Consider the following 11,796-nt stretch of genomic DNA (forward strand, 5'->3'; position numbering starts at 1 on the left):
TATCTCGCCCCTTCCCGAACATTTTATACACCACAGAATATAATGAAATGAAGCATAAAGTATCTTATGAAGGGTGTAAGAAGAATGTCACGAGAAAGTTGGGATTCTATGATTATCCAAAAGTTTGGTGGGATTGCGATGCAGAATCAGCAACAACGGGCGAAGTGCATTCAGCATATAAAGCAAGCTCTGTCGAAATATCGTGCAGTAGTCGTTGTTGTATCTGCAATGGGAAGAGGTCAGGATGCCTATTCGACTGATCAACTGCTTAAAGTTACGGACGCTTTCGCAAGCTCTGGGGAGGCGAGGGATTTAGCTGCCGCATGCGGTGAATTGATTTCATCTGCTGTATTGTCTGCAGAATTAACGAAAGCTGGAATTGACAACACGATTATCTATGGACAAAATACAGGCATTCGTACAACTGGCGATTTTTGTAACGCAACGATTGAGAAAATTAATACTTCTCATTTATTAGAAACGATGAAAAGTCATTCATGCCTAATCGTACCTGGATTTCAAGGAATGAATAAGCAAGGTCAATTTATGACATTAGGAAGAGGCGGCAGTGATTTGACCGCCATCGCTTTAGCCGATGCCCTACAAGCAAGCCATGTTGAATTTTATAAAGATGTACCTGCAGTTATGTCTGCCGATCCTCACAAAACTTCTTTATATAAGCGTTTTGACCGATTAACGTTTGATGAGTTTTTGCCGTTGCTAAATTGCGGTCGACCAATCATACAGAAAAAAGCCGCTATTTACGCAAAAAAAAACACGATACCTCTTCATATACGAGGCATCGCATCTGACGAGGAAGGTACGTGGATCCTTCCTTAGTCTTCTTCAATAATTTCTATCGTCTTATTTTGTGTGATGAAAGATTGCGTGTAGTATTTATTATACACACCAACGCCCATATGCGTAAAGGACGGATTCAATAGAACTTCCCTATGCTTCGGCGAATTTAGCCAACCATGAACCGTTTCAATCGCATCAATATAATTAAATGCTGTATTCTCAGCTGCTTTCGTGTTAGGTATTTCCGCTAGTTTCAGACGCTCTGCAAAAATCTCTATCGACGGTGCTGTATGTGAACTATACTTCTGAAAAATCATCTCTTGGCTATGCTCCCATGATAGCGTAGCCAATTTTTCATCATTTATTACTAAGGGGGCGTTATGCTCTTCCCGTAACTGATTAGTCAACTCAAAAGTCTGTCTTTCCATCGACCGGTCGACTTCAGTTTGAACGGTGGATGACGGCTTCGGAGCTTCAATCATTTCTCCTAAGTAAGCCATATCGTACGGTTGATGTTTCACTAGTGTACTCGGGCTAATAAAACGAACTCCTTCTAACTGTCCTTCCACTTGATCGATATATAACTGAACATATAAGTTCTGATACGGTATAAGCAATCGATTATTAATGTCTTCACTATTTAATGAAAATGTATAAATATTTTCTTTGATAGCCACATCGATTTCTGATTCGATTGGGGTAAAGCGATGAATCTCTTCTACACCTTGATGAATCGTAAACGGCGAGACATCAGCTTGCTTATCTGCTGTATAAATCTGATTCACTTTACCTTTTAGTACTCCTGCCATAAAGCGCGGTTTTTCTGTATACACCCACCATTCATATTGAAAACTTGAAGGCTCGATCCGTGTAGGTTTACCAAATGCCTCCTCCAGCTGTTGTGCTTTTTGACCAACGTAAATAGACATTCCTTCTTCAGGTCTAGGCATTCCTTCTCCACCTATCGATTGACCTTTTTCAGGCACTGCAATAGGTACACCGTGCTGAACCGGTGACTCAAGCGGCTTATTTTCACTTACATTATCATTCATAAAGTAAAATACTCCCATGACAATAGCTAACAGAAGAAGGATCTTCCAACCAACTCTCCACATGTACTCTCCCTCTCCTTTCTTTTTATCCATCAATACCCTCATTACTAGAATCATTCTTTCTATTATTGTACAGAATACGCTCTTTGTAGTCACCTTTATTACACTGCTTACGAAAGCGTTGACACAATGTTGTCATTGCAACTAAATTTGATTTGTTTTATGATATAATAGTATAAGTATTCGTCTGGACGAACATGAAGGGGGATTTACGAATGTATGTTGAAAATACAGGCATTAAAGGCCTTGTAGCAGATCTAAAAGTGATCGAAGAAGTTATGCTTAAGAATAATCTTGGACTTGATGGACAATGGGATTATGAGCGGGTAACTTTTGATAAGAAGTATGTTATCCGTGAAGGTACATATTACTTACGTATTTTTGGTGAATTAGTTGAAGGCGATATTGATGGCAGAAAAGCAACAGTTCGCTTGAAGCAACCTGTACTTGGTAAGTACTACTATCCATTCGGTGTTGAATATGGAGAAGATGAAGACTTCCCGGCTAGCTTAGTTAAAGACTGCGAACTAACTGCTAAAGCAGTATATGACGAGTTAAAGCTATATAGTTTGTAATTCATGTAAGAAAGCCGAAGAACTTATTGTTCTTCGGCTTTCTCCTTCTATTACTCCACTAATTTGGTTATAATAAATGAAGTATCTATGTGGAGGACGATAACTTTTGAAGTTTATTACAAAACGAAATTTATTAATTACTTTAACAATCATCATTTTAGTATTAATTGCATTTTTTATTTTACCAGTTTCAATTCCTATTATTTTAGCATTTTTAACAGCCCTTGCTTTAGATCCTTTAGTAAAATGGGTGCAGAAAAAGTTTAATTGGAAAAGAAAGCTTTCTGTTATTGTGAATTTTATCGTCTTCGTCAGTATAATTCTCTTTCTTTTTTTCTACACAGTTACTACTCTTATCGGTAAAATTGTTCATTTCACAAAAGAAATACCTACTTATTTAAATTCACTATCTAGTGTATGGATCAATACACAGAGTAAAATTTTTCAGTACACAGTAGGTATGCCAGAAGATATTATTACTATGCTTGAGAAAGAATTTAGTGAAATTATAGAATCCATCCGTATTTCATTAATTACTCTTCTTAGTTACGATCGGATTTTAGCTTTAATTTCAGATATACCTAACTTCCTCGTAAGCTTTATCGTGTTTATGATGGCTCTCTTCTTGTTTATGCTTGAACTACCGAACTTAAAATTGATGTTTTATCGTCACCTGACTGAAGTAACAGCACAAAAAGTACACTATATGGTTAGCAAATTAAACAATGTTATTTTAGGTTTTATCAAAGCCCAGTTGTTAGTAAGTTTGATTATTTTGGTCGTTTCATTTATCGGATTACTTTTAATCATTCCTAAATATGCAGTAGTGATGGCTTTGGTCATCTGGATTATCGATGTCATTCCTATTCTAGGTTCCATTATTATTTTAGCGCCTTGGTCGATCTACCAGTACGTTTCGGGTGATTTTGCGATGGGTACAAAACTTGCAATTTTAGCAATTATCCTATTGATCATCCGACGAACAATCGAACCTAAGGTAATGGGCTCTCAAATTGGATTGTCTCCACTACCTACATTAATCGCAATGTTTATCGGATTGAAACTTTTCGGTGTCCTCGGCTTTTTTATCGGCCCTATGCTAGTAATTCTATTCAATACGGCAAGAGAAGCCGAGATTATCAAATTAGATTTCAAAATATAATTTCAAAAGGGTAAATCACAATAATACGTGATTTACCCTTTTTGAATGATGTTAAAAACCCCATATCGCCTTAAAAACGGAAGTGGTTTCTCCGCCTTTGTAAAACACGTAAAGCAATAAATAAACCGCGACACCAGTGATAGCGGTGAAGAACCAGATCACACTCGTAACCGGACCTATTTTCCGATGCCGAACTAAATTATTTTTTAAGCCAGCTACGATTGTGATTACTCCAAATACAGCACCTGTCGTCGCAAGAATGATATGAAAAACTAGAAATACTGTATAATAAATCTTTAAATCATCCGGTCCACCAAATGCGGTGTTTCCTATAAAGACAGTTCTGGAAATATAAATGATAAAGAATAACACTGCAGATCCAGCAGCAGCAATCATCGTTTTTTGATGTGCTATGACTTTTTTTCGCTTGATTAAATACCAACCAATAGCCACTAAAATTGCAGACAATACGATAAATAATGTACTGATTGTCGGTAATAACGGAACTTCCATTACGTTTAACCCCTTTATTATTCATTCACCCGTGCATCGTTAATTTTTGACGCTTGAGTAAATCTTGACGAGTAATTTCATCAGCATTATCCTTCTCATACTGAGACCAGCTTAAGAAAATACGACCAATTATGACTACATAAATAATTTCTTGAATAACTTTCATCAAGATTCCGCCTAATTGTTGATCGTAAAGTGTTGGCATATCCGTAAACAGCTCAGGACCTGATATTCCAAGCCCCGACAGCCCCGCTAGTGTAGAGCTAGGCACACATAAAGCCATCGCTTTCAACCACGCCTCACCACTCGCATACGTTTCGTAAACAGGTACATCTACGAAAATAATTAAAGAACATGCTGGCGTAATCAGTAAGGCACTTAATATGACATAACCAATTTTCTTTAGACCATGAAGCTGCGGTTGGCCTTCCACTGTATTAATTACTGGCCACCATAGGTTAATAGCAGAAATGAAAAGAGTAACTGTGAAGATGCTATGTAGTGATAGGCTCAACTTCACTTGATCTAATATTAACGGGTAGTGATACATTGAAAACATAAGGGTAAATACTAATAAACTGATAATCGGTCTCGTAAAGAGCATAAATACTTTATTGAAAATCTTTTTAGCTAAAAGTTTTTCCCAAATCCAATTAGGTATTCCGACAATTAAAAACGGAGCGACAATTAGTAGCAACATCGCCATCTGAGCCATATGGACAGAGAATAAAATATGTCCCATCAAGTCCATTGGAGAACCTTTCACAATATATAACAAAACCATTGAAGCTAAGAAATAGCTAATCTGACGTTTAGTTACGGGTTCAGACCCTTCAAAACGATCTCTCCATTTGACCGTAATTAGATAATATAGAACAACTCCAAGTAAGATTGCTATTAAGAAATAAGGACTCCATAAAGCCCGAAAACCGAAAATACTTAAAGGCAAAACAATCACTCTCCTTTTGTGATGGTATTACTGCTTCCATGTTTTATGCAAGATTCTCTGCTGCGGCATTTCCTTTTGCTTTTGGAATAGTGAGTCATGGCACAGCAAATACCTAACAATAATCCACTCTTATCTAATTATACGAGCATAATTCCCATAACTCAATGTACGAACTTTGACAATTTCATTTTTAGGCGAAGTGTGATTATTTAGTGAAGCCATTGGGGCTTTTGCTTCAGTAGGAGACGCTTGGCCTATGGGCGTGGCTCACCGCGGGCCCTCCCGAACGCGTCCGCCTGGAACGCAGTGAAACGGTAGCTTTTCACTTCCCACTTCTTTACCCAAACAAAAAAGAGCTTATGGAATTAACCATAAGCTCCTTCTTATTTGCTTACCACCAAACGATTGTTACAAATGCCAGTGGGATCAAGAATCCTAATATCGCACCTGTGAACATGAACATTTGTGGAATGCCGTGTCCTTTTTCATTCATATGCATGAAGTAGTAAAGTTGAAGACCAACTTGTACTGCTGCAAAAAGGAATAATGTTGGAATTACAAAGAACTTTGAGAAACCGACAACATCCGATAGATGAGCTGCTACCATCGAAAATGAAATTAGAGTCAAGAAGATCATCAAAGAAAACATTGCCACTTGAGCACGCATAGCTTCTTTTGCACGGCGTTGCTGCAAAGACTGTTCAACTGGAGACCTTTTAATCACTTGAATTTCTGACATCTTAACCGATCACTCCCATCAAGTAGACTACAGTAAAGATGAATACCCAAACTACGTCAATGAAGTGCCAGTAGAGTGAAAATGTATAATACTTAGTTGCATTATACAAGTTCAGACCGCGCTTGGAGTTACGGAAAATCAGTAATGTTATCCAAACCAGACCGACTGCTACGTGGAATCCGTGTGTACCTACTAATGTGTAGAAAGCGGAACTGAACGCACTATTACTGAACGTAAATCCAAGTTGTACATAGTGAGAGAACTCATAAACTTCTAACATTAAGAATCCAAGTCCTAAAAATGCAGTTAGAGCTAACCATAATTGCATCTTCTTAAAATTGTAACTCTTCAAGTGATACATTGCGTAAACACTTGTCAATGAAGAAGTTAGAAGCAACATCGTCATCACGAAAACCAATGGTAATGTATATAACTCTTGTGTTGAGAAACCAAAGCCACTAGGACCTTTGTTTTTCAGAGCCATATACGTTGCAAATAAAGTAGCGAAGAGAATCGTTTCTCCACCTAGGAAGAGCCAAAAACCAACGAACTTGTTTTTCGCTTCCAGAGTAGCCTTCTCTGGATGAGCAGGCCATGTCTCAGGGGTGAATTTAGTATTCAAATCCATTAGCCACGACCCCCTTTATTCTTTACATCTTGTAGGATTTGCTCTTTAGTTACATAGTAACCAAGATCATCTTTCAATGAACGTGTAGACATACAAACAAATGTAAATGCTAGACCGAAGATTAATACTCCAAGTCCCCATGAAGTTTCTTGCTGGAACATCGCACCAAATCCTGCGATGAATAATCCAAGAGACATTAGCATAGGAATGATTGAACCGTGCGGCATATGAATATCCGTGATTGGCTCAGCTGGTGTAACCATTTCCTTACTACCTTCCATCTTCTCAATCCAAAGTGTATCTAAACCACGAACTAATGGAGTTGCAGGGAAGTTGTAGAATGGTGGTGGAGATGGAATCGCCCACTCAAGTGTACGTCCGTCACCCCATGGATCATTTCCAACACGCTCATTTTTAACAGTTGTAATAATGATATTGATCACCATTACGATAAATCCGATTGCCATTAATAGCGCACCAATTGTACTTACAAAGTTCGCCATATTCCAGCCTTGTCCGTCCATAAATGTCCAAACACGACGTGGCATTCCCCAGAAACCTAACCAGTGTTGAATTAGGAATGTTAAGTGGAAACCGATGAAGAAGAATACAAATGTAATTTTCCCTAAACCTTCATGTAACATCGTACCGAACATTTTTGGCCACCAGTAATGAAGTGCCGCAAAAATAGCTAGTACAACTCCACCAACGATTACGTAGTGGAAGTGAGCTACGATAAAGTATGAATCGTGTAACTGATAGTCAAGTGGTGCAGCACCTTGCATAACTCCAGTAACCCCACCCATAACGAATGAAGGAATGAAACCTAGAGCATACAACATTGGAGTTGTAACTTTAATGCTACCGCCCCAGATCGTGAGCAACCAGTTAAAGATTTTAACACCTGTTGGTACAGCAATCGCCATAGTTGCTACCGCGAAGATTGCGTTCGCTGTTGGTCCAAGACCTACTGTAAACATATGGTGAGCCCAAACCATAAATCCTAGGAAACCGATTAATACTGTAGCGAATACCATCGCTGTATAACCGAAAAGACGCTTCCGTGAGAATGTAGCAAAAACCTCAGAGAAAATACCGAATGCCGGTAAGATCAAGATATATACTTCAGGGTGACCGAAAATCCAGAAAATATGCTCCCAGATAATCGTGTTTCCGCCCATCGTATGGTCAAAGAAGTTACCACTGAACATACGGTCGAACGTCAAGAAAAACAAACCGATTGTCAATGGAGGGAATGCGAAAAGAATCATTGCGGATGCAACAAACGTAGTCCATGTAAACAATGGCATACGCATATATGTCATACCCGGCGCGCGCATGTTGATGATCGTAACAAGGAAGTTAATCCCTGCCATTAACGTACCACCACCAGCGATTTGCAAACCAATTGCATAGAAATCAATGCCATGACCTGGTGAATGAAGTGATAAAGATGCATAAGAAGTCCATCCAGCATCAGGAACTTCACCGAAAAGCCATGAGATGTTTAAGAATAATCCACCAAATACGAACATCCAAAAACCTAATGAGTTAATGAACGGGAATGCTACGTCACGTGCTCCAATTTGAAGCGGTACGATAGCGTTCATAAAACCAAATAGAATCGGCATTGCTGCCAAGAATATCATGGTTGTTCCGTGCATTGTGATTAAATCGTTGAAAAGACCTGCTGTTACGAGATCGTTGTTTGGCACCATCAACTGAAGACGAATGATCATCGCTTCAATACCACCTAGGACGAAGAAGAATAGTCCCCCAAGGAGATACAGAATTCCGATCTTCTTATGGTCGACTGTCGTCAGCCAATCCCAGAGTGTTGCGCCAAAGCCACTTTTTTGAGCAACTGAACTCACTGTGTTACCTCCTATTCGATTTCCGTATGAAAATTATTTTTCAACTTTTAAGCCTAATAAGTATTCAGCCAATGCATCCATTTCAGCATCAGAAATCTGATCTTCACTGAATGAAGGCATCGTGTTGCCTGGTTTATGTTTCTGTGTGTCTCGAATCCAATCTTTTAGGTTCTCTTCATTGTGCTCAAGGAATCCTGCTACGCGGTTACGATCACCGAATGTAGCTAAGTTCGGTCCTTGTGCACCAGTTTCACCTACACCTGAAACTGCGTGACAACCAATACAACTTTGAGCAAATACTTCTTCACCATCAGCATTTGCAACTACAGGATTATCTTGTGTTCCTTGCATAGCAACAACCCACTCGTCGAACTTATCTCTTGGTAAAGTTTTCACTTTAAAGTCCATCAATGCGTGAGAAGGTCCACATAGCTCAGCACATTTTCCGTAGAAAACGCCATCTTTCAATCCTTCAGACTCTTTCTCGAACGTCAGATAAAATTTGTTGACGTTTTCCACGTTCGTATCTAGCTTACCACCAACAGCTGGAATCCAGAATGAATGCTTAACGTCTGCTGCGATTAAGTTGAAATAAACTTTCTCGTCTGTAGGTACAACAAGTTCCTGTGCGGTAACAATTCCTAATTCAGGATACTCGAATTCCCACCAATACAATTTTGCTGTTACATCAATTACAAGGTTCTCAGCGTTTCCTTCATCATCGACTGCTCCCATCGCTTGCACATCACCTAGTTTATAAGTGTAGTAAACCGTTGGAACTGCAAGAATTAGAATTAATACGATTGGAATAAATGTCCACACCAATTCCAATATATGACTTCCTTCTACTTGCTCAGGCATATGATCTTCACCCAATTTGGAACGTCTGAAGCGCACTAGTGCCACTGTGTAGATTGCAACTACTACAATGATGACTAGCAACATGATTCCTGAAGCTAACAGCAGCAAGTTGAACTGGTCTTTAGCGACTTGTCCTGCTGGTTGGAATGTTGAAATTTCTTCTTGTCCACAACCCGCTAAGAACACTGCAAATACCGCTAATAAAGAAAAGAGACGCCACTTTTTGAGTCCTTTAATCATCGCTAACTAATACCTCTCTTTCTAAAAAAATGTTTTTCTACTCTGGAGGACTGCAAGCCTCTCTATGATGAATTCCCGTTTTAAAGAAAGAATTCCGAAATGTTAGATGAATATGGAGAAAATAATCATGGAGACAAACAAGATTGTCATGTAGTTCAGTGAATACACAAACATCGAAGTCGCCCATTTCAAATCTTCTTTAGCTTTAAATCCTTTTAGCGCTAGATAAAGCCATCCGATATTCAACAAAGTTGCAAACACTACAAACCCTGTACCTAGCTGTTGAAGCAAGAAAGGTAGTGGGAATAACAACAATACCCACATAAGCATGGACTTTTTCGTCCGCTCAAATCCTTTTACTACAGGTAGCATCGGGATGTTTGCTGCCCGATACTCCTCTGTTCTACGCATAGCCAACGCATAAAAATGAGGTGGCTGCCATATGAACATGATTAAAAACAATGCCCACGCTCCCATTGGCAGTGTAGGATCAACCGCTGCCCATCCGATAAGCGGTGGAACTGCTCCTGAAAAACTTCCTACTACTGTGTTGCTAACGTGTTGACGTTTTGACCACATGGAATAAAGAACGACATACGCTAAGACGCCGATAATCCCGAGCCAACCTGCAACTGCAGAAGCTGAGAATAAAAGAACTTCTCCTGTTATCAGAAATGTGATAGCTAACGTCAACACAGCAGGCGCTTTAAATCTTCCTGTTACTGTCGGTCTCGACTTCGTTCTCGACATGACTGGATCAATATCACGATCAATCAAGTTGTTTAATGCACCTGAAGCCGCAATGATCAATCCTGTACCCACGATTGCAAATATCAATAGATTGAAGTTATGGAGAAAACTTTTTCCAGTGAATTGAAATGCCAAAAAAAGACCGGTGAACGTAGTGATCAAATTCGAATTGACGATACCTATTTTGATAAGCGCCAAAAAGTCTTTCCATAATGAAATCGTCTCTACTTTTGGATTTGCAACTGTCGAAAGTGTTCGACCGTTTGACATAATAACCCTCCTTTCAAAGTTTTCAACAAAGACCCTAACACCTACTATATCGAAATTCGTCGGTAATTTCTAGACCATTTCTGAATTAATAGCTGTTTCATGCAACCTTTGCGTCTTTGACGTGCATCTTCTATATAGTAATGCATTTCGACTAGGCATTTGTGAAGTTAAAGAGGCTTTTTTATGAACAATTTGTGAAAAGCCTTACACCTTGCTGGTTTCTTACCTTTCAGCATTGTGTTTCTATGTTTTTTTCGCTATCATAAAACTTGCAATGAATGCCTAAAATAAATGGAATATGTATAGTCTCTGAGTAGATCACTTAGTAGCTGTCCCTCAGATTTTCAGGCAAAATAACATGTAAATTGACCGATTCTGTCGGTCATTTCATAGAAGAAGGTGTCTCATAGTTGCGATATAATAGGTTCTTAAAATGGTTTGGCGTCGCGTCCACTATTGGAATGCTTGCCATTTTACTTGGAGGAGCACTCGTTACGAAAACAGACAGCGGAATGGGTTGCGGTAGACATTGGCCAGGATGTAACGGACAATTGATACCTGATGAAATTACCGCTGAAGTACTCATTGAGTTCTCACATCGTCTAGTAACTGGCGGTGTCGGAATTTTCATTGTTGTATTAGCTGTATGGTCGTGGAAATCACTTGGTCATGTACGCGAAACTAAATTTTTATCATTTATGGCTGTGTTCTTTTTACTATTACAAGCATTAATTGGAGCAGCACAGGTTTTATGGGGTCAAGGTGACTTCATTCTAGCACTACATTTCGGGATCTCCCTCATTTCATTTGCGGCCGTATTTTTGCTGACACTATTAGTTTTTGAAGTCGATCAGAAATTCGATTCCGACAAGTTAAGAATTGGCAAGTCACTACGCAATCATACAATCGGCGTTACGATTTATTCGTATGTTGTAATTTATACAGGTGCACTCGTTCGTCACACCAATTCTGGACTAGTCTGTTCCGATTGGCCACTTTGCAGAAATAATGAATTCAGTTTACCACGTAATATGTACGAATGGATTCAAATGGGGCACCGTCTTGCTGCTGCGCTAATTTTAATATGGATCTTGATTATTACAATAAAGGTTATTAAAGAATATAAAGACCAGCGTGTCATTTACTGGGGTTGGATTAGCGCTCTTATATTAGTTCTCGCACAAGCGACAACTGGGATGATTGTCGTTCTAACAAAGTTAAATCTCTATATAGCATTGCTACATTCATTGTTCGTTACACTATTATTTGGGTTATTGACGTACTTAGTACTTCTAGTATCTCGTAGTCGGATAAAATGATTA

General features: G+C 39.0%; 12 protein-coding genes. 4 read left to right on the forward strand and 8 right to left on the reverse strand.

From position 1 onward, the window contains the following. Positions 1–84 precede the first annotated feature (84 nt). Entirely contained in the window at positions 85–840 is a 756-nt protein-coding gene (locus ORD22_RS00920; protein ID WP_317643960.1) for an amino acid kinase family protein, read from the forward strand. Here the strand turns inward: ORD22_RS00920 and ORD22_RS00925 are convergent. After that, a complete protein-coding gene (locus tag ORD22_RS00925) occupies positions 837–1,853 on the reverse strand; it encodes a CAP domain-containing protein (RefSeq protein ID WP_317643961.1) in 1,017 nt (338 codons plus the stop codon). The genes ORD22_RS00920 and ORD22_RS00925 overlap by 4 nt on opposite strands. Before the next feature lie 275 nt (positions 1,854–2,128). On the opposite strand from ORD22_RS00925, the gene ORD22_RS00930 reads away from it, so the two are divergent. Together ORD22_RS00930 and ytvI are read left to right on the forward strand one after the other, a co-directional pair. After that, positions 2,129–2,488, forward strand: coding sequence for a YugN family protein (locus tag ORD22_RS00930; RefSeq protein WP_317643962.1), 360 nt, complete (start codon positions 2,129–2,131; stop codon positions 2,486–2,488). Between the two features lie 106 nt (positions 2,489–2,594). Beyond that, a complete protein-coding gene (gene ytvI, locus ORD22_RS00935) occupies positions 2,595–3,650 on the forward strand; it encodes a sporulation integral membrane protein YtvI (protein ID WP_317643963.1) in 1,056 nt (351 codons plus the stop codon). A 51-nt stretch (positions 3,651–3,701) separates the two neighbouring features. Here the strand turns inward: ytvI and ORD22_RS00940 are convergent, their stop codons facing one another. From ORD22_RS00940 to cyoE, 7 genes are all read right to left on the reverse strand, one after another. Then, complete coding sequence (locus ORD22_RS00940; protein WP_317643964.1) at positions 3,702–4,163, reverse strand: DUF420 domain-containing protein; 462 nt, start codon at positions 4,161–4,163, stop codon at positions 3,702–3,704. A gap of 25 nt (positions 4,164–4,188) precedes the next feature. Next, positions 4,189–5,121 carry a cytochrome c oxidase assembly factor CtaG gene (gene ctaG / locus ORD22_RS00945; RefSeq protein ID WP_317643965.1) on the reverse strand — a complete coding sequence of 311 codons (933 nt, stop codon included), beginning with the start codon at positions 5,119–5,121 and terminating at the stop codon, positions 4,189–4,191. A gap of 382 nt (positions 5,122–5,503) precedes the next feature. Continuing rightward, the gene (locus ORD22_RS00950) at positions 5,504–5,851 is read right to left on the reverse strand and encodes a cytochrome C oxidase subunit IV family protein (RefSeq protein ID WP_317643966.1); all 348 of its coding nucleotides are present in this window, start codon (positions 5,849–5,851) and stop codon (positions 5,504–5,506) included. Position 5,852: 1 nt separating this feature from the next. After that, on the reverse strand, positions 5,853–6,479 hold the full coding sequence (locus ORD22_RS00955; protein WP_317643967.1) for a cytochrome (ubi)quinol oxidase subunit III: 627 nt from the start codon (positions 6,477–6,479) through the stop codon (positions 5,853–5,855). Continuing rightward, on the reverse strand, positions 6,479–8,353 hold the full coding sequence (locus ORD22_RS00960) for a cytochrome c oxidase subunit I (RefSeq protein WP_317643968.1): 1,875 nt from the start codon (positions 8,351–8,353) through the stop codon (positions 6,479–6,481). The genes ORD22_RS00955 and ORD22_RS00960 overlap by 1 nt, the downstream gene beginning before the upstream one ends. Positions 8,354–8,386: 33 nt before the next feature. Continuing rightward, entirely contained in the window at positions 8,387–9,454 is a 1,068-nt protein-coding gene (gene coxB, locus ORD22_RS00965) for a cytochrome c oxidase subunit II (protein ID WP_317643969.1), read from the reverse strand. A 102-nt stretch (positions 9,455–9,556) separates the two neighbouring features. Then, complete coding sequence (cyoE, locus tag ORD22_RS00970) at positions 9,557–10,474, reverse strand: heme o synthase (protein WP_317643970.1); 918 nt, start codon at positions 10,472–10,474, stop codon at positions 9,557–9,559. Between the two features lie 410 nt (positions 10,475–10,884). Here cyoE and ORD22_RS00975 point away from each other — a divergent pair, with 410 nt between their 5' ends. Continuing rightward, positions 10,885–11,793, forward strand: coding sequence for a COX15/CtaA family protein (locus ORD22_RS00975; RefSeq protein WP_317643971.1), 909 nt, complete (start codon positions 10,885–10,887; stop codon positions 11,791–11,793). The last annotated feature ends 3 nt before the right edge of the window (positions 11,794–11,796 follow it).

The sequence above is a fragment of the Sporosarcina sp. GW1-11 genome (genome assembly GCF_033088395.1).
In the GTDB taxonomy this organism is placed as follows: Bacteria; Bacillota; Bacilli; order Bacillales_A; family Planococcaceae; genus Sporosarcina.